Source organism: Arthrobacter sorbitolis, from assembly GCF_054510995.1.
In genome coordinates, this window is sequence record NZ_JBTNDM010000019.1 from 1 (window position 1) to 18,349 (window position 18,349).

Genomic DNA, 18,349 nt, shown 5'->3' on the forward strand with positions numbered 1-18,349 from the left:
TGTCTTCTTTCTTTCCCCCCCCCCTCCTTCCCCTCCCGCGTTTCCTTTTTCCCGCCCCCCCCCCCCCCCCCCCGGGACCGTCCGCAGGGCATCCGCGCCTGCCACCCGAACCGCGACCGAGGGGGCGCCATGACCGAGTCCACCGAACTGTCGGCGCGCGTCGACGGCGACGCCATCTTCCGCGTCCTCCGCGGCGAGATCCTCGCCGGTGTCCACCCACCCGGCACGGCCCTGCGCGAAGTGATGATCTCCGAGCGCTTCGGCGTCTCCCGGACCCCCGTGCGGGAGGCGCTCAGCAGGCTGCAGCACGAGCGCCTGCTCGAGCGGGCTGCGCGCGGCCTCCAGGTGCCGCAGATCGACCCGCAGGAAGTCATCCAGATCTACGACCTGCGCGTCATGCTCGAGGAGGAAGCCGCCGGCCAGGCGGCCCTCAACCGCGGGACCGCCGACATCATGCGCCTCGAGGCGCTGCTGGAACGCGACCGCGCCGTCGTCGACCCCGACGACACCACGAAGGTCACCAACAACCTCGAGTTCCACACCACGCTGTGGGCCTCCGCGCGGAATCCCATCCTCATGGACCTCCTGCAGAGGCTCTCCACCCACCTCATCCACACGCCGCGCTCCACCCTGTCCGTGGGGACCCGGTGGCAGGAGGTGCTCCTCGAGCACGAGGCGCTCATCGCCGCCATCACCGAACGGCGCAGCGACGACGCCCGGGCGATCGCCCGTACGCACATGGAGACGGCACGCACCATCCGCCTGCAGCTGCTCCGCACCACCGCGGCCGACTGACCGTGGCCTCCGACGGCGGCCGGCACCGCCTCCTGCTCGACGTCGACACCGGCATCGACGACGCCGTCGCCCTCCTCTACCTGCTCGCGACGCCGGGCGTCGGCCTGGAGGGGATCACCTGCACGGCCGGCAACGTCGGGGCGCGGCAGGTCGCGGCGAACAACCTGGCCCTGCTCGAGCTGTGCGGCCACGCCGGCATCGAGGTGGCGATCGGCAGCGAGGTGCCCCTCGAGGTACCCCTCGTCACCACCGAGGAGACGCACGGCGACCAGGGTATCGGCCATGCCGTCCTGCCCCCGCCGCGAGGGCGCGTCTCCGGTCGGCACGCCGTCGACGTCTGGCTCGAGGCCGTGCGCTGCCACCCCGGCCAGATCACCGGGGTGGTCACGGGCCCGCTCACCAACCTGGCCCTGGCCATCCGCGCCGAACCCGACCTGCCGATGCTCCTGAAGGGCCTCGTCATCATGGGTGGGGCGTTCCACCACCCGGGGAACACGACGCCCGTGGCCGAGTGGAACATCCACGTGGACCCGCATGCCGCCAGGGAGGTGTTCGCCGCGTACGAGGGGCTGCCGGTCGAGAAGCTGCCCGTGGTGTGCGCGCTCGAGACCACGGAGCGAATCGAGTGCACGCCCGCCCACGTCGACGCCGTCGCGCGTGCCGCGGGTGCCGGGCCGGAGCTGCTCTCGCCCGGTGATCCGCCCGGGACGCGCAGCCGCAGCGACAACGCCGTCGTGGCCTGCCTGTCGGACGCGCTCCGCTTCTACATGGAGTTCCACCGCCTGTACGACCAGGGCTACATCGCCCACCTCCACGACCTGTTCGCGGTGATGGTCGCGACGGGGGAGGCGGGTTTCGAGGAGCGGCTCGCCACGGTCGACGTCGAGACGGAGTCGCCGCTGACCTTCGGGCAGACGGTCGCCGACGTCGCGGGCATGTGGAAGCGTGCCCCGAATGCCCGGATCGTCACGGGCAACGACCCGGCGGCGGTGTTCGACCTGATGGTCCGGCGCCTGTCCGACCTCGCGAGGATGCACGGCTGACGTCCGGTGGCGTGCCGTCGGGCGGGCCCGCCGAGACGCTCTCTGTGCGTCCCTGTCCTGCACCCGGCTCGGCTGTCCAGACCCGTGGGGGCGTTGCCCCGGGTCCGGCCGCCCGCCGCGGCGGCCCGCCCCCCGGTACACTGGAACCTGCCCGCATCGCTGCGCGGCCGGCGCCGAGGTGACATGAGGTGCGTCCCACCCGATCGCGCCCTAGGACTATCGTGAGCTCCCTGACCCGAACCCCCACCACTGCCGAGCGGCCCCGCCGCCTGCTCATCGGCCTCGGCGGAGCCCTCATCGCCGCCACGTACCTGTTCCTCGTGATCGTGCAGCCCGTGGAGATCGCCGGCGGCATGGGCAGTGCCGCGTCCCTCGTCACGCTCTTCGGGTTCCTCGGTGGAGGTGCCCTGCTCGTCGGCGGGATCCTGCCGATGCTCAGCACGAGCTCGCTCGTCGTGATGCCCCTCGGTATCGCCCTCAACATCGCGATCGGCCAGATCGCCGGGTCGCTCGGCATGCAGATCTACCTCGACGCCATCGGGACCGTCCTGGTCGCCGTCCTCGCAGGCCCCGCCGCGGGAGCCGCGACCGGTGCGCTCAGCAACGCCATTTGGGGCCTCTTCAACCCGTTCGCGCTGCCCTTCGCCGCCGGTGCCGCACTGATCGGACTGCTCGCGGGCCTCGCCGCGAAGTACGGGGCGTTCCGGCGCGTGTACCTCGCACCCGTCGCCGGCCTCGTCGTCGGCGCGGTGGGCGGGCTCGTCGCGGCCCCGGTGGCGGTGTTCATGTTCGGCGCGGCGGGAACCTTCGGCACCAACGCGATCATCGCGGTCTTCCGCTCGATGGGGGACAAGCTGCTGGTCGCCGCCACGAAGCAGGGGCTGCTGTCGGACTCGCTGGACAAGATCGTGGTCTTCGTCGTCGTGGCGCTGATCGTGTACGCGCTGCCGCCCCGCGCCGTCCGCCAGTTCCCCTTCGCACGGACCCACCGGGTGCTCGGACAGCGCACCGACTCCGTACCCGCCGGGAGCCCTGCGGCGACCGTCCGCGGGGACGGCGCCGGCATCGCCTGAGCCATGCCACGCCGCAGGATCTACAACCCGCTGACCGAACTGCTCGCCGCGGTCCTGCTGGTGGTACTCGTCCTCGTGGTGAACCGCTGGCAGTTCTCCCTCGCGGTGCTCGTCCTCGGCGTGCTCCCCGCCGTGCTGCTGTCCGGCAGGCCCCGGCAGATCGGCCTCGCGATCGCCCTGGTCACCGGGCCGCTGCTGGTCTCGTCCTTCCTGCTCCACGGCCTCTTCTTCCCCGAGGGCCGCACGGTCCTGGCCGACTTCGGCGTCGCCCGCGTGACGGCCGAGGGCCTCTCCTTCGCCGCCCTCATGGGCCTGCGGACGGGCGTCTTCTCGGGGGTGCTGCTGACGGCCGCGATGACGCTGGACGTCCCCGAACTGCTCGCCGCGATGACGCACCGCGGCTGGAACCGGAAGCTCGTCTTCATCGTGGGCTCCGCCGTCGGGCTGGTACCCCACGTCGCGCTGCGGGGGCACCGGATCACCCGTGCGCAGCAGGCGCGCGGCCTCGTCGTCGGGCGCAGTCCGCTCTCGCGCTTCCGCGCGCTGCTCACCGTCCTGACGCCGCTGGTCATCGGGCTGCTCGTGGACGCCTCCGAGCGCAACCGCATGCTCGAGTCACGGGGCTTCTCGTCGACAGGAGCCCGCACGAGCTACCTGCCCGACACCGATTCGCACCGGCAGCGCCTGGTGCGCCGCGGCATGGTCGCCGCAGTGGGTGTCTTCTCCGCCGTCTGGCTCGTGGCGGCGCCGTGATCACGCTCGAAAGCGTCTCGTTCGCGTACGACGACGGCACCACGCTCCTCCCGGACGTCACCCTGGCCGTCGGACCGGGGGAGTACGTGATCGTCGCCGGCGCGTCCGGTTCGGGCAAGACGACGCTGGCCAGGCTCCTGGCCGGCCAGACCGGGGGCGACGCCGGGTCCTCCTTCCGCGGCGCCATCACGCTCGACGGCGAGACCGTGAGCTTCGACGGCGCATCCACCGACCCCCGGATCGATGCCGCCGCCTGGAGCGCGAGGGTGGCCTACGTGGCGCAGGGGGCGTGGGGACAGCTGTCCATGATGTCGGCGACGGTCGGGGAGGAGATCGCGTTCGGTCCCGCCAACCGCGGCGTGCCCGCCGGGGAGCTGCAGCGGCTCGTCGCGGAGGTGGCCGCCGTCCTCACGTTGACGGACCTGCTGCACCGCGATCCGCGACGGCTCTCCGGCGGCCAGCTCCAGCGCACCGTCATCGCCTCGGCCGTGGTCCAGCGGCCGAGGATCCTCGTCCTCGACGAGCCGTTCCAGGGCCTCGACGACGACGCCGCGCAGGACGTCGCGGCAGCACTGGCCGGCCTGCGCCGGGCCGGTACCGGCGTCGTCGTGTGTGAACCGATGCTGCCGCGGACGGCGCCGCAGGGCGCCCGCGTCCTCGCGCTCGCCGAGGGGCGACGCGTCTTCGACGGTCCGCTGGTCGAGGCACGCCGGGCGGGCCTTCCGCGGTACGGCATCGGCACCGCGGGGGATCCGCCGGGTCCCGGACGGGGAGCCGGACCGGCGCCGATGGGCCCGTCGGCTCCCGAGCTCGTCGCGATGGAGCGCGTGAGCTTCAGCCACGCACCGGACCGCCACCCACCGGACCGCCACGCACCCGACGGCCGCGCACCCGACGGCCGCGCACCCGACGGCGCTGGTCCGGCAGGTGGCGCGCCGGACGGCCACGCCCCCGATGGCGACGATCCCGACGGTCGCCGTGCAGGCGGAGCAGCGCTGTCCGGCGTCGACCTCTCCGTCCGCGCCGGGGAGATCGTCGCCGTTCGCGGACCCAACGGGTCCGGCAAGTCGACACTGCTGCAGCACCTCAACGGCCTCCACCGGGCCGACGCGGGGAACGTCACCGTGGGAGGCATCCCGATCCTCCGCCAGCCCACGGGGACGCTCGCCACCATGGTGGGCTACCTGTTCCAGGACACCGACCAGCAACTCTTCGAACGCACGGTCCTGCGCGAGGTGGCGTACGGTCCGCGCGCCGCGGGACTGGCGAAGAAGGACGCCGCCCGACGTGCCGTGGAGGTCCTCGACTCGCTGGGGCTCGGCGCCCTCGCTCAGGCCCATCCGTACGAGCTGGGCTTCGTCCAGCGGCGGCTCGTCGCGATGGCGTGCCTTCTCGCCACGGGGCCTCCCGTGTGGGTGCTCGACGAACCCACGGCCGGCCTGGACGAGCCGACCCGCTCGATGCTCGCCGGACTGCTCGTGCGGCACGTCGGGGAGGGCGGTGCCGTGGTCCTCGCGACGCACGACGCCTCCTTCGCCGACGCGGTGGCGCACCGCACCGTCTGGCTGGAAGCGGGCAGGGTCCGGACGGGCGACGCAGCGCCGGGCGGCTGACCTACCGACGCAGCGCCGTCTGGCTGGAAGCGGGCAGGGTCCGGACGGGCGACGCAGCGCCGGGCGGCTGACCTGTCGACGCCGCGCCGGACGGCTGACCTACGCCGCGTCGGACGGCCGACCCGGCCTCCCTCGCCGCGACTCCAGCCCCTAGGGTGGACGCATGGACGTATTGCGGGAGCGGCACAGGACCATCCGTTCGAAGGGCGCCGACCTCGCCGTGTTCGAGTACGGTCCCGATCCCGGACCGGACGTGCAGACCGTCGTCCTCGTGCACGGGTATCCCGACGACCACCGCGTCTTCCTCCCCGTCGTCCGGGAGCTCGCGCCGAGCCACCACCTCGTGGCCTTCGACACGCGGAACGCCGGCCGCTCACGGCCGCTCGACGGCGCGGGCTTCACCCTGGCGGAACTCGTGGACGACATCTTCGCCGTCGTCACCGTCGTCACCGTCGCCCGCTCCGGCGCCGGCATGCCCGGCGCTGTGCGGCTCGTGGGCCACGACTGGGGCTCGATCCAGGGCTGGGCGGCGGTCCAGGACGAGCGTTCCGACGGCGTGATCTCCGACTACACGAGCATCTCGGGACCGGACCTGCGCCACTTCTCCCGCTGGCTGAGGAGCCGGTTCCGGGGCCCCCGGCGGGTGCACCAGGGCATCGGACAGGTGCTGCGGAGTTCGTACGTCGGGCTCTTCCGGCTGCCGGTCCTCCCGGAACTGGTCTGGCGTTACGGCATGACGCGCCGCTACGAGCTGACGGCGCGGCGCAATGTCGGCGCGGACCCCGTGCGCGGCCTCGCCCTGTACCGGACCAACATGGCCCCGGACGCCCAGCCGCCCCGACGGCGGCGGGTCACCCTGCCCGTGCACGTTCTCGTGCCCCTCAGGGACCCGTTCCTCTCCCCGCACCTCGTCGACGGACTGGAGGACTGGGTGGACGACCTGACGGTGACGAGCGTGCCGGGCGGGCACTGGTGGATCGCCCGGCAGCCGCGGGCCTTCGCCGAACTGCTCGCTCCGGTGCTGCGTACGAGCGACGCCTGACGGTGCCGAAGCGGGGACGACCCGGGGGCGTGCCGGGCCGCGTGGGGCCCGACTGATCCCGGGTGCGTCCGGCAAGGCCGGACCAGGCCCGGCTGCTCCCGGCTGCTCCTGCCTAGGCCTCCAGCAGGCCCCGGATGTCCTCCGCCGTGAGCGCTGAACTGAACACGGCGTCGTCGTCCATGACCGACGTGAACAGCCTGGCCTTCTGCTCCTTCAGCTTCATGACCTTCTCCTCGATGGTGCCCCTGGACACCATCCGGTACACCATGACGTTCTTCGTCTGCCCGATGCGGTGGGTGCGGTCCACGGCCTGCGCCTCGGACGCCGGGTTCCACCAGGGGTCCAGCAGGAAGCAGTAGTCGGCCTCGGTCAGGTTGAGGCCGAAGCCGCCGGCCTTGAGGCTGATGAGGAACACCGGGGCCTTGCCGTCCTTGAACGAGTCGATGACGTCACCGCGGCTGCGTGTCGACCCGTCGAGGTAGGCGTACTCGATGCCGCGCGCGTCGAGCTGCTCGGCCGCCTTCTTGAGGTAGGACGTGAACTGGCTGAAGACGAGCGCCCTGTGACCCTCGGCGATGATGCCGTCGAGGTTCTCGAAGAGCACCTCGAGCTTGGCCGAGGGCACGCCCTCGTGCTCGGGGTCCACGAGGGAGGCGTCGAGGCTGAGCATGCGCAGCAGCGTCAGCGACCGGAACACGATCATCCGGTTCCGGTTCATGTCCTCGATCAAACCGAGGAGCTTCTGCCGCTCACGCTGCAGGTACGTCTCGTAGATGTGCCGGTGCTCCGGGTGGAGTTCGACCTCGAGGACCTGCTCCTGCTTGGGCGGGAGGTCCGAGGCCACGGCCTCCTTAGTGCGGCGCATCATCAGCGGACGGATGCGTTTCCGCAGGCGGACGAGCGGCCGGTTGTCGCCGATCTTCTCGATGGGGGTCCGGTAGTCCTCCGTGAACTTCCTCGCCGAGGGGAAGAGCCCGGGCGCGACGATGTTGAACATCGACCACAGCTCCATGAGGTTGTTCTCCATGGGCGTGCCGGTGATCGCGAGCTTGAACGGCGCGTCGAAGTCCTTGGCCGCCTGGTGCACCTTGGACGCGCGGTTCTTGACGAACTGCGCCTCGTCCAGGACGAGGCCCGCCCACGGGAGGTCCTGGTAGGCGGCGAAGTCCAGCCGGAAGAGGGTGTAGGACGTGATAACGATGTCGGCACCCCGCACCTGCTCGCGGACGGGCACCCCGGAGGCACCCTGCGTGTCGCCGATCGCGACGACGCTCAGGCCCGGGGCGAAGCGGCGCGCCTCGTTGGACCAGTTGGGCACCACGGAGGTGGGGGCGACGACGAGGAACGGGGCGTCGAGGCCCGCGGTCTCCTTCGCGTAGGTCATCAGGGCCAGGGCCTGCAGGGTCTTGCCGAGGCCCATGTCGTCGGCGAGGACACCGCCGAGCTGGTGCCGCCAGAGGAACGCCAGCCAGCTGAATCCCTCCGCCTGGTAGGGGCGCATCTCCGCGACGAGACCGGAGGGGACGGGGGTCGCCTCGACGTCCTCGAGTTCGAGGAGCCCGCTGACGGCGTCGCGCCACGACTGGGCCTGCTCGGTCTCCTCGGCGAGGTCTTCGAAGTCCGCCCACAGGCCCGCCTGGTAGCGGCTGATCTGCAGGCCGGACTCGGGGTCCCACTCGCTGAGCGACCGCGCCTCCTCGATGAGTTCGCGCAACTGGTCGAAGACGGGCTGCTCGAGGGACAGGTAGGTGTTGTCGACGAGCTTCAGCTTCATCCGGCCCTGGGCGAGTGCCCGGAAGATCGAGTCGAAGGGGATGGTGCGGCCGCTGACGGTCACCATCACGCCGAGGTCGAACCAGTCCCGGTTGTCCGTCTCCACGGTGCTGATACGCAGCGTCGGGGTCTCCGTCAGTTCGCGGTAGTCGGGCTTCTCGCCGACGACGTCCACGTCCACGCCCTCGAGCTCGACGAGTTTCGGCAGGACGTCCTCGGCGAACTCGACGGCCTGCATGTCCTCGAGCTTCAGGGCCTTGATCGGGACGGCCCCGAGCACCCGGCGGGCGGCCGACGCCAGCGCGTCCTCGGCGTCGGCGTCACGGTAGCCGTCGTCGCTGCCGGGACCGCCCCTGCGGAACGGCCGGCGCTGCACGGCCTCGCCGAGTGGGTAGTCGAAGTGCCAGTCGAGGGACACGGAGCCGTCGGCGCCGTAGGCGGTGGTCAGCACGAGGACCGGCGGCTGGATCTCGGGCAGCTCCACGCTGCCGTCGCTGCTGTCCACCTCGATGGACTGCCGCAGCTTCGGGTAGTACTCCTGCAGGAAGAGGGACCTCTCCTCCTCGGGGACGACGACGGCGCGGCCGCGCTGCAGCAGCTCGATGTCCTTCGGCGTGAGTTTCCGCGAGGTGGGAGCGAGCGTGATGGTGTCGTCGGGTGCGACGGTGTAGAGGCCGTGGGTGCTGATGACGTGGGCGGTGTCGGAGGGGTGCGGCTGCCCGTCGATGTCGAGGGCCGGACGCAGCTGGAGGGAGCCGTCGTCGGTCTCGGTCGCGTCGAGTTTCAGGGTCGCCTGGTCGGCGAGCTCGATCGTGACCGACTTCTTGGACCCCACGAACGCGATGCCGAGGCGCTGCGCCTCGTCCAGCAGCTGCCACAGGAGCGGATTGCTGAAGTCGTCGAGGTACAGCCAGGAGTCGTTGTTGCCGAAGTAGTTGACCCCGGTCCCGCGGTGCAGTGCGGGGAACTGCGAGAACCAGCGGTGCTGCTCCAGGTCGAGCTTCAACCCGTACGTCTGGTAGCTGATGCTGCCCCAGGACAGGTTGTTCTTGATCCACTTGCCCTTGCCGTTCTGGCTGACCGGGCGCACGCCGAGGCGGGTGTTGAGGGTGCGCTGGCCCTGGCGCTCGGCCGCGGACCCCCACCGCTGGACGGCGACCTCGGGGGTCCGCAGTTCGAACTGCAGCCCGAGGGGCGTCAGCGGGGACACCACGTGCGGGGCCTCGTCGGTCCCGAGGAGATCCATCAGGGACGCCTGCCAGCCCTCCGGAGCCGACGGCCGCGGGGCCGGCCGGGCACCGAGCTCGCGTTCGTGCTGCGCCAGGAGGCTCTCGGTGTTGCTCTGCAGCGCGGTCGCCGCGACGTGCTTGCAGTCGGCGCCCACGGGGCAGCTGCAGAAGTTCTCGAGGGGGCGGAAGCGGCCGTCGCCCTTCAGCCCGAGGCGGAGCTTGGTCCTGTAGTCGGAGGGCGCACTCCCGCGCACCCGGCCGGTCAGGAGCTTCGCGTCCGCGTCCCACGCGATGGAACTGACGGCGCCGTCCTTGGCGTAGGTCTGCCCGCGTTGGAACGCAGCTCCTCCCACGATCCTGATGATGTCGGTGACATCGACCATGGGGTGACTGGAAATGGGCATAATTCCATGCTCTCACGCGGCGGCGACGCTCTCCTGCCACAGCGCGGCCCATTCTCCTACGGCCGACTCCTCCCCGCGCCCGGACCGTGCCCCTCCCTCGCCTGCCCTACTGTTGGAAAGGGTACTGATGATCGGCAGGGACGGAAGAGGGCGCGCGTGTTCGAAGCAGCAAGCATCACCTATGCGGCGGCAGGGCTCGCCGTGTTCGCCGCCGCGCTCCTCCCACGGCTGCTGATGCGCGCTCCCGTCTCCATGCCCATGGTGTTCCTGGCCGCCGGCATCCTGGTCTTCAGCTTCTCTCCCGACCTTCCCGATCCCGATCCCGTCCGGTACAGCGACGTCACGATCCACCTCAGCGAGGTCTGCGTCATCGTCTCGCTCATGGGGGCGGGCCTCGCCCTGGACCGCAGGGTCGGCTGGCGCCGGTGGTCCACGACCTGGCGGCTGCTCGGCATCGCGATGCCGCTGTGCATCCTCGTGCTGACCCTGATGGGGATGTGGCTCCTCGGCCTCGGACTCGCCTCGGCGCTGCTGATTGCCGCCGCGCTGGCACCCACCGATCCCGTCCTGGCGTCCGAGGTGCAGGTGGGGGAGCCCTCCGAATCGGAGGAGGACCTCGAGGCGGAGGACGAGGTGCGCTTCGGCCTGACCTCCGAGGCCGGCCTCAACGACGGCCTGGCGTTCCCCTTCGTGTACCTGGCGATCCTCATCAGCACCGTGGGCATGTCCCCCTCCGCGTGGTTCCCGGAGTGGATCCTGCTCGACGTCCTGTGGCGCATCATCATCGGCTGCGCGTTCGGCGTCGGGATGGGCATGCTGCTGGGCCGCATCTTCTTCCGGGCGCCCATGAAGAGCGTCCGCCTGGCCAACCATTCCGAGGGGTTCGTCGCGCTCGCGGCGACGTTCCTGACCTACGGCGTGACCGAGGCCGTGGAGGGCTACGGCTTCATCGCCGTGTTCGTCTGCGCCGTCACCATCCGCGCCGGCGAGCAGACCCACGGCTACCACGGCGTGCTCCACAGCTACATCGAGCAGCTCGAACGCCTCCTGACCGTCGTCGTGCTCGTGCTGCTGGGCGGCGCCGTGGCCCGCGGCCTGTTCGACGGGCTGCGCCCCGTGGAAGTGGGGGTCGCCGTCGCCTTCATCCTCCTGGTCCGCCCGATCTCGGCCTGGCTGAGCCTCTCCCGCGGCAAGACCGGCCCCCGCGAGCGGGGAGTCCTCGCCTTCTTCGGCGTACGCGGCATCGGCTCGATCTACTACCTCGGCTACGCGCTGTCGAAGGGCGAGTTCACGGCCGACGAGTCGGCGCTATGGCGCATCGGCGGGCTCGTCATCGTCCTCTCGATCATGGTGCACGGCATCACGGCCGCGCCGGTCATCAACGCGCTGGACCGTGCCCGCCAGCGCAAGGCGCGTGCCCAGGGCGACGAGGCGCAGGCGCCGACGACGCCCGTCTAGACCCGACGGGATCCCGTCGAGGCAGGGTCGCGCAGGGTCGCGCAGCGGGTCGCTCGCTTCAGGGTCGTGCAGCCGGTCGCTCGAGGACGGCCCGGACCAGCAGCCCGCCGACGAGCGCCCAGAAAGCCCCGCCGATGCCGAGGACGGACAGCCCCGACGCGGCCAGCAGGAACGTCACGGCGCCGCTCATGCGGCCTCGCGCGTCGCTGAAGGACGCCGTCACCGCCGTCGCCATGGTGCCGATGAGGGCGAGTCCGGCGACCGCCTCCACGAGCCCCGCCGGCGCCGCACCCACCACGACGACGAGCGCCCCCGACGCCGCGGCCAGCACCAGGTAGGAGACCCCTGCCGTGAGGGCGGCGATCCAGCGCTTGTCCCTGTCCTCGCCGGCACCCTCACCGGCGGCCAGGGCGGCCGACAGGGCCGCGAGATTGACGGCGTGCCCGCCGAACGGGGCGACGGCGGCCGTACCGAGCCCCGTCACGGCCAGCGCCGGCCGCCAGGGCGCCGTGTAGCCGAAGGACGACAGGACGGCGACGCCGGGCAGGTTCTGCGACGCCATGGTCACCACGTAGAGCGGCAGGGCGATACCGACGACGGCGGCGGGATCGAGCGCCGGGACCGTGAACGCGACGGACGGAGCGAGGGACGACACATCGATCGCCGTCCCGTCGACGGCGAGACGCACCCCGATCACGGCCAGTGCCGTGACGAGGGCGAGCGGTACGGCCCACTTGGCCGCGAGCGCGGAGGCGGCCAGCCACACGAGGACGACCGGGAGCACCAGGAGCGGGATGGTGCCGAGCGACCGGAAGGGCGCGAGGCAGAGAGGCAGCAGCACGCCGGCGAGCATGGCCTGCGCGAGGTGCTGGGGGATCCGCGCGACGAGACGGCCGAGCCACGGCACGGCGCCGGTCAGGACGATCAGGAGGCCCGTCACGAGGAACGCCCCCACCGCTGCCGGCCACCCGCCGGCGGGCACCGCCGCACCGGCGAGCAGGGCGGCGCCGGGAGTGGACCAGGACAGCGTGACCGGGATGCGGTAGCGGAGCGCCAGCAGCACGATCCCGAGCCCCACGACGGCCGTCAGGGCCAGCAGGCCCGAGGCGGCCTGCTCCGGTGTCGCCCCGGTGGCCCGCAGCCCCGCGAGGACCACGGCGAACGACGACGTGAACCCGACGAGCGCCGTGACGACGCCCGCGAGGACGGGTTCGTGCAGTCCGGATGCGCCCTGGCCGGGCGCGTGCCGGCCGGAGTGCCGGCTCAGGCGCCGCGGCCCTGCTCGAGGCGCCGCTGCACGGCCTCGAGCTCGTCGCTGAGGGACTGCAGGCGGGCCGTGTTCTGCTCCACGGCGAGTTGCCGGACGAGGAGGTCCTGGCGTTCGCGGAGTTCGGCTTCGGAGGTGGGCAGGTCGCTGTTCGGCATGCGCCCAGTCTGTCAGAGCACGGCTGCGGCGTGAGCCGTGCCACGGCCTGCCTCCTTCCCGGCGGTAGGGGAAATAGATGTGCGCGGGCAACCGTTCCCTCAGAAGACCCATGGCACACCCCGCCGTGGCGGTCAAGAACCGGAAGGTGCACCCATGTCCGTCCCCCTGTCCATCCTGGATCTCGCGCAGGTCGCCGAGGGCTCCACACCGGCCGAGACGTTCGCGTCCAGCGTGGCGCTCGCCCAGCACGCGGAGAGGTGGGGCTACCGGCGTATCTGGTACGCCGAGCACCACAACATGGGCAGCATCGCCTCCTCGGCCACGAGTGTGCTCATCGCCCACGTCGCCGCGCACACCTCCACCATCCGGCTCGGCTCCGGCGGCGTCATGCTGCCCAACCACTCGCCGCTGACCATCGCCGAGCAGTTCGGCACCCTCGAGAGCCTGCACCCCGGGCGGATCGACCTCGGCCTCGGGCGGGCCCCGGGCAGCGACCAGACCACGGCCCGGGCCCTGCGCCGCGACCCCATGTCGGCCGACAGCTTCCCCCAGGACGTCCTGGAACTGCAGGGGTACCTGACCGGCGAGTCGCGCGTCCCCGGTGTCCAGGCCACGCCCGGCAAGGGCACCAACGTGCCGCTGTACATCCTCGGGTCGTCGCTCTTCGGGGCACGGCTCGCCGCCGCCCTCGGCCTGCCGTTCGCCTTCGCCTCCCACTTCGCCCCCCAGGCCCTGCAGGACGCCGCCTCGATCTACCGCCGCGAGTTCAAGCCCTCGGCCCAGTCGGAGACCCCGCACTTCATCGCCGGCGTCAACGTCATCGCGTCCGACACGGCGAACGACGCCTCCCACGAGTTCCACGAAGCGATGTTGCGTCGCGTGACGCTGCTCCTCGGGCGCGGCCAGACCTTCACTCGGGAGGAGTCCGAGGCGATCCTCGCGTCCCCCGGCGGCCAGCAGATGGCCGACATGGCGCGGTACAGCGCCGTGGGGACGCCCGATGTCGTCCAGGACTACCTCGAGCGCTTCGCAGCCCGGATCGGGGCCGACGAGCTCATCGTCGCGACCCAGGCCGGCACCACCGAGGCCTGGCTCAGGTCCTTCGAACTGCTCGCCGGAGCCATGCTGCCGGTGGCCGCCTGAAGGTCACGGAAAAAGATCGTTGGTCTTCCTGCTTGCCTTTACCCTCCGGTGTTTGATTTAGTGGTCTCAGTTGTAGTGTTGCGCATTTGTATTTCGCACGGCCTGGCCCTTGCGGGGTAGGCCGCGTCTCTGAAAGAGCGGACCAGCACGCCGCGACTGGGGCATTCCGAAAGTCGGAGTGCGTCTGATTTTCAGAAGGATGAGAAAAAAATGGCAACAGGTACCGTGAAGTGGTTCAACGCTGAAAAGGGCTTTGGATTCATTGCTCCCGACGACGGAAGCGCAGACGTGTTCGCACACTTCTCCGCCATCAACGCAAGCGGCTACCGCTCGCTCGATGAGAACCAGAAGGTCAGCTTCGACACCGAGCAGGGCCCCAAGGGTCCTCAGGCGTCGAACATCCAGCCCCTCTAGGGTTCGGATCTTCTACTAGATCTACTGTAGGAAGCAGGTCGGACTCCGGTCCGGCCTGCTTCTTCTTTTAACGGCCGGACCCGGGGGGCGGGCCGGGGCCCGGGCCGCGCGGCACGGGGACCGTCGGGACCGATGGGAGAATGGACCCAACCGACCGACCAGGAGCCCTCCATGAACCCCCGCACGCTCTTCCGCACCGTCGCCGTGGCCGAGGCGGTGACCTGGGCCTTCCTGCTGCTCGGCATGTTCTTCAAGTACGTCACCCGTACCACCGAGGCCCTCGTGCCGCCCGCAGGTGCCGTGCACGGGTTCGTGTTCCTCTGCTTCGTCGTGACCCTCGTGTTCGTGTGGATCAACCAGCGCTGGTCGGTGCTCACGGGGCTGCTCGGACTCGCCTCGGCGGTCGTCCCGTTCGCCACGGTCCCGTACGAGCGGTGGATCGAGCGTCGCGGACAGCTCGCCGGAGCCTGGCGGCTCGCTCCGGGCGCCGAGGCGCCGGGCAACCCCGTGGAGCGGGTGCAGGCGTGGGTGCTGCGGAGCCCGCTCGTCGCCCTGTTCGTCGCCGTGGCCGGGATCTCCGTGGTGTTCTCCGTGCTGCTGCTCGTCGGCCCTCCCGGATCCCCGAGCTGACCCCGGTGGCCGACCTGGCGAACACCACCGACGACAAGCGGTTCTTCCTCCACAGCGGGCGCCGCTGGCGCAAGACCGACCCGTCGCTGCCCGACGACATCAAGGCACGCCTCATGTCCCACCTCGGGCGCGGCCGCTCGGGAGTGCGCAACAGTGCCAAGGGCGACGACGGCGCCGCACTGCCGCGTGCCCGGCGCACCGTCCAGCTGGCCAAGGAGGGCCTCGGCGAACGGGGGACGCCCTGGTGGGAGCAGTCCGCGGCCGAGCGCACGGCGCGCTGGACGGCCGCGCTGGAGGAGCTCGACGCGATGCACCCGAAGACGGACCGCGCGCCGGGGAAGCCCTCCGCCGATGCCTGAGCAGGCCGGCGAGGACGAGCTCCGCGCCGAGATCCTCCGCATCGCGGAGCAGCGGGGCGTCGACAAGACACTGTGTCCGTCGGACGCCGCCCGCAGCATCGGCGGGGACACCTGGCGGGACCTCATGCCGGCGGCGCGGCGCATCGCGTTCGAGCTGGCCGCTCAGGGACGCGTGGACGTCACCCAGCACGGGGACCGCGTGGAGCCCGGTGTCCGCGGCCCCATCCGCATCCGCTGGATCGACGGCCGCTCGGGAGCGACGGCCGGGCTTCCCGCCCCGACGACGGAGCGGCCGCTGCCCTGACGGGTGGCGGCCGCTCCTGCGTCCTGATGTCCGGGGTACTCAGTCCTCGATCAGGACCAGTTCCGCGCCGTCCCAGCGGATGGGTTCCGCATGCATCGACCGGTACGTCACGGCCGGGTCCCAGCTGTGGAACAGCAGGTACTCCCGGCCGTCGGGTGCCGTGGCGAGATCCTGGCCGCCCGGTCCGACATAGCGGCCGCCGAACGAGTCCGAGGACAGGATGGGCTCGGGCGCCTTCTCCCACGGGCCCTCGAGGGCCGGCGCCGACGCGTACCCCACGTTGTAGGACTCGTCGCCGTAGTAGTTGCTCGAGTAGAGGAGGACATACCTCCCGTCGCGCTGTACCACGGTCGGCGCCTCCACCAGCGGCCCCTCCCATTCGAGGGTCTGCTTGATCAGCCTGGTCGGTGGGCCGGCGAGTGCCAACCCGTCCGCGCTGAGGGGAGCGGTCTGGATCCAGGTGTCCTTGTCGCAGCAGTTGCCGTCGTTCTTCCACACGAGGTGGAGGCCCTGGTCGTCGGTGAAGGTGCTGGCGTCGATGGCCCCGCCCTCGTCCTCCGGACAGACCAGCATCCCGTTCCCGACGACGGTGAAGGGGCCGGCGGGATCTGTCGCGGTGGCCACCCCGATGCACTGCAGGGCCGGCTTGAAGTTCGTGGCCGTGAAGTACAGGACGAACTGCCCATCCGCCACCTGCGTCACCTCCGGCGCCCAGGTCTTGCCGGGGATGGTCCAGGAGGGCAGGTCGGGTAACGCGTCGTCGAGCGTCTCCCATTCGACGAGGTCCTCCGACGTCGCGATCTGGACGTTCTTGCGGTCCCCGGCCGATGCATAGGCGTAGTAGGTGCCGTCGACCTCCAGGATGTCGGGGTCGGCGAACTCCTCGTCGAGGACCTGCGTGGCGTTCTGCTCCTCGACCGCGGGTGCGGCCTCCGACGTCCCCGACGGAGCGCAGCCGGCGGTCGCCGCGGACAGCGCGGCGACCGCGATCACGCCGAGGAGGCGGCCCGGGAAAGGACGGCTCACCCCTTGACCCCGGAGCGCGACACGCCCTCGATGATGAAGCGCTGGAGGAACACGAAGAGCGCCAAGACCGGCACGCTCGCGACCACCGCGCCGGCCATCAGGAGGTCGTAGCGCACCGCGTTCGCCGACTGCAGGGTGGAAAGGCCCGGCGGGAGCGTCTGCACCTCGGGGGTGAAGAGTACGTAGACCGGCCACAGGAAGTCGTTCCAGTTCCCGAGGAACGCCAGCAGCGCGAGAGTCGCCATGGCCGGCTTGGCGAGCGGGAGGATGATGCGGGTGAACATCTGGACGCGATTCGCGCCGTCGATGCGCGCGGCCTCCTCCAGGTCGTCGGGCAGGGAGATGAAGAACTGCCGCATGAAGAACACGCCGAACGCCGAGGCCGCCGTCGGCACGATGATCGCGACGAGCGAGTTCAGCCAGCCGAGGTCGCTGACGAGCAGGTAGTTCGGGATCACGAGGATGACCGGGGGTACCAGCAGCGTCGCGACGATGATCGCGAAGACGATCTTCTTGCCGCGGAAGTTCATCCGGGCCAGCGGGTACGCAGCGAGGGAGGCGGTCACGACGACGAGCGCCGAGTGGAGCACCGCGGCCACCATGCTGTTGGCGAACCACCGCAGGACCGGGGTGTTGGTCCCCGGGGCCAGGAGCGTCTCGTACGCCTCGAGCGAGAAGGGGTTGGGGATCCACGACGGCGGGATGGCCGTCGCGTCCGCCCGGGTCTTGAAGGAGGTGACGATCATGAAGATCACCGGGCTGATGAAGATCAGTGCCACCACCGCGAGGAGGACGATCTTGGCGAGGGTGCCGGGCCGGAGCTTGCGCGCCGGCCTGCCCGCCGGATCGTCCGTACGGGTGGTGCGTGTCTCGACGCTCGAGCTCATCGGGCTTCCTTCCGTTCGCGGAACAGCCAGAAGACCAGGAGGCTCAGGGCTACGAGGAAGACGGTCAGTACGTAGCTCATGGCGGCGGCGCTGCCCATCTGGAAATTGCGGAGGCCCGTGTCCGCGATCTGGTAGATCGCCGTGCGGGTCTCCCTGCCCGGTCCGCCCTGCGTCATGAGATAGGACTGGCCGAACATGTTCACGGACGCGATCAGCGTCGTGAGCGTCACGAAGGACAGGACGGGGCGCAGTCCGGGGATGGTGACGTTCACGAACTGCTGCCAGGCGCTGGCGCCGTCCATCCGGGCCGCCTCGTAGAGTTCCGAGGGGATGTCCTGGAGACCGGCGAGGTAGATGACGGCGTTGAATCCGAGGGTCCACCACACGGTGACGCCGACGAGGGCGACCCATGCGGCCGGGGTCGAGGTGGTCCAGGCGATGTCGCTCGGCAGGCCGAGCAGCCCCAGATAGTGGTTGACGAGCCCGATGTTGTTGTCGAGCAGGTAACGCCACATCACGCCGATGACCGCGACACCCAGGACGTAGGGCGCGAAGTAGACCGCCCGGAAGAAGTTGCGGCCGGGGAACTTCTTCGACATGAGCAGTGCCACGGCGAGCGGGATGGTGAGCAGGAGCGGCACGCTGAAGAGCGTGAAGATGCCCGTGGCCCGCATCGATCCCCAGAAGTTCGTGAACGGTCCGGTGCCGGGCCTGAACAGCTCGGCGTAGTTCTCGAGGCCGACGAACGGCTTCAGCGGTCTCGTGTAGTCCCAGGTGTGGAGACTGATCCAGGCGCCGAGGACGATGGGTACCAGGACGAACGCGACGAACAGGACGAGATACGGGGCCAGGAACAGCCACGGCGTTGCTGCAGCCTGCTTGCGGATCTCACGGGACGACGACGGTGTCCCCGGCGGGCGGGGTGCCCCCTTCCGTGCGGGGGCACCCCCTCTTCTTTCGTTCAGCGTTGTCATGGT

General features: G+C 70.8%; 18 protein-coding genes. 12 read left to right on the plus strand and 6 right to left on the minus strand.

Translation table 11 applies throughout. The annotated features are described in order from the left end of the window. Positions 1-129 precede the first annotated feature (129 nt). The 6 genes from ACX80K_RS17300 to ACX80K_RS17325 all read left to right on the plus strand — a co-directional run bounded on the left by ACX80K_RS17300 (position 130) and on the right by ACX80K_RS17325 (position 6,319). Positions 130-795 (plus strand): GntR family transcriptional regulator, encoded by a 666-nt coding sequence (locus ACX80K_RS17300; RefSeq protein WP_459273148.1) that lies wholly within the window; start codon positions 130-132, stop codon positions 793-795. 2 nt (positions 796-797) lie between these two features. Beyond that, positions 798-1,838, plus strand: coding sequence for a nucleoside hydrolase (locus ACX80K_RS17305; protein ID WP_459273149.1), 1,041 nt, complete (start codon positions 798-800; stop codon positions 1,836-1,838). Between the two features lie 221 nt (positions 1,839-2,059). Next, positions 2,060-2,911, plus strand: coding sequence for an ECF transporter S component (locus tag ACX80K_RS17310; protein WP_459273150.1), 852 nt, complete (start codon positions 2,060-2,062; stop codon positions 2,909-2,911). 3 nt (positions 2,912-2,914) lie between these two features. Next, a complete protein-coding gene (locus tag ACX80K_RS17315) occupies positions 2,915-3,664 on the plus strand; it encodes an energy-coupling factor transporter transmembrane component T (RefSeq protein WP_459273151.1) in 750 nt (249 codons plus the stop codon). Then, positions 3,661-5,277, plus strand: coding sequence for an ABC transporter ATP-binding protein (locus ACX80K_RS17320; protein ID WP_459273152.1), 1,617 nt, complete (start codon positions 3,661-3,663; stop codon positions 5,275-5,277). Before ACX80K_RS17315 ends, ACX80K_RS17320 begins: the two co-directional genes overlap by 4 nt. Before the next feature lie 163 nt (positions 5,278-5,440). Further along, complete coding sequence (locus tag ACX80K_RS17325) at positions 5,441-6,319, plus strand: alpha/beta fold hydrolase (protein ID WP_459273153.1); 879 nt, start codon at positions 5,441-5,443, stop codon at positions 6,317-6,319. 112 nt (positions 6,320-6,431) lie between these two features. Here the strand turns inward: ACX80K_RS17325 and ACX80K_RS17330 are convergent, their stop codons facing one another. Next, positions 6,432-9,725 (minus strand): DEAD/DEAH box helicase, encoded by a 3,294-nt coding sequence (locus tag ACX80K_RS17330; RefSeq protein ID WP_459273155.1) that lies wholly within the window; start codon positions 9,723-9,725, stop codon positions 6,432-6,434. A 156-nt stretch (positions 9,726-9,881) separates the two neighbouring features. On the opposite strand from ACX80K_RS17330, the gene ACX80K_RS17335 reads away from it, so the two are divergent. Next, positions 9,882-11,183 carry a cation:proton antiporter gene (locus ACX80K_RS17335; protein WP_459273156.1) on the plus strand — a complete coding sequence of 434 codons (1,302 nt, stop codon included), beginning with the start codon at positions 9,882-9,884 and terminating at the stop codon, positions 11,181-11,183. 58 nt (positions 11,184-11,241) lie between these two features. On the opposite strand, the gene ACX80K_RS17340 is transcribed toward ACX80K_RS17335, so the two are convergent. Both ACX80K_RS17340 and ACX80K_RS17345 read right to left on the minus strand, forming a co-directional pair. Further along, the gene (locus ACX80K_RS17340) at positions 11,242-12,450 is read right to left on the minus strand and encodes a benzoate/H(+) symporter BenE family transporter (RefSeq protein WP_459273187.1); all 1,209 of its coding nucleotides are present in this window, start codon (positions 12,448-12,450) and stop codon (positions 11,242-11,244) included. Beyond that, positions 12,447-12,608 carry a hypothetical protein gene (locus tag ACX80K_RS17345; protein WP_459273189.1) on the minus strand — a complete coding sequence of 54 codons (162 nt, stop codon included), beginning with the start codon at positions 12,606-12,608 and terminating at the stop codon, positions 12,447-12,449. Before ACX80K_RS17345 ends, ACX80K_RS17340 begins: the two co-directional genes overlap by 4 nt. A gap of 154 nt (positions 12,609-12,762) precedes the next feature. Between ACX80K_RS17345 and ACX80K_RS17350 the strand changes: the two genes are divergently transcribed. The 5 genes from ACX80K_RS17350 (at position 12,763) to ACX80K_RS17370 (ending at position 15,459) form a co-directional block, all read left to right on the plus strand. Further along, positions 12,763-13,752 (plus strand): LLM class flavin-dependent oxidoreductase, encoded by a 990-nt coding sequence (locus tag ACX80K_RS17350; RefSeq protein ID WP_459273157.1) that lies wholly within the window; start codon positions 12,763-12,765, stop codon positions 13,750-13,752. A 210-nt stretch (positions 13,753-13,962) separates the two neighbouring features. Then, positions 13,963-14,166, plus strand: a complete 204-nt coding sequence (locus ACX80K_RS17355; protein ID WP_026533290.1) for a cold-shock protein — start codon at positions 13,963-13,965, stop codon at positions 14,164-14,166. Positions 14,167-14,337: 171 nt separating this feature from the next. Next, entirely contained in the window at positions 14,338-14,796 is a 459-nt protein-coding gene (locus ACX80K_RS17360) for a DUF3817 domain-containing protein (RefSeq protein WP_459273158.1), read from the plus strand. Positions 14,797-14,801: 5 nt separating this feature from the next. Continuing rightward, complete coding sequence (locus ACX80K_RS17365; protein WP_459273159.1) at positions 14,802-15,155, plus strand: 2-polyprenylphenol hydroxylase; 354 nt, start codon at positions 14,802-14,804, stop codon at positions 15,153-15,155. Then, positions 15,148-15,459: a DUF3253 domain-containing protein gene (locus tag ACX80K_RS17370; protein WP_459273160.1), complete on the plus strand. Its 312-nt coding sequence runs from the start codon at positions 15,148-15,150 to the stop codon at positions 15,457-15,459. The genes ACX80K_RS17365 and ACX80K_RS17370 overlap by 8 nt, the downstream gene beginning before the upstream one ends. 39 nt (positions 15,460-15,498) lie before the next feature. On the opposite strand, the gene ACX80K_RS17375 is transcribed toward ACX80K_RS17370, so the two are convergent. From ACX80K_RS17375 to ACX80K_RS17385, 3 genes are read right to left on the minus strand one after another with little or no spacing between them, the layout of a single operon-like run. After that, positions 15,499-16,485 carry a glycoside hydrolase family 43 protein gene (locus ACX80K_RS17375; protein ID WP_459273161.1) on the minus strand — a complete coding sequence of 329 codons (987 nt, stop codon included), beginning with the start codon at positions 16,483-16,485 and terminating at the stop codon, positions 15,499-15,501. Further along, the gene (locus tag ACX80K_RS17380) at positions 16,482-17,372 is read right to left on the minus strand and encodes a carbohydrate ABC transporter permease (protein WP_459273162.1); all 891 of its coding nucleotides are present in this window, start codon (positions 17,370-17,372) and stop codon (positions 16,482-16,484) included. Before ACX80K_RS17380 ends, ACX80K_RS17375 begins: the two co-directional genes overlap by 4 nt. Then, complete coding sequence (locus ACX80K_RS17385; protein WP_459273163.1) at positions 17,369-18,346, minus strand: carbohydrate ABC transporter permease; 978 nt, start codon at positions 18,344-18,346, stop codon at positions 17,369-17,371. The genes ACX80K_RS17380 and ACX80K_RS17385 overlap by 4 nt, the downstream gene beginning before the upstream one ends. Positions 18,347-18,349 lie beyond the last annotated feature (3 nt).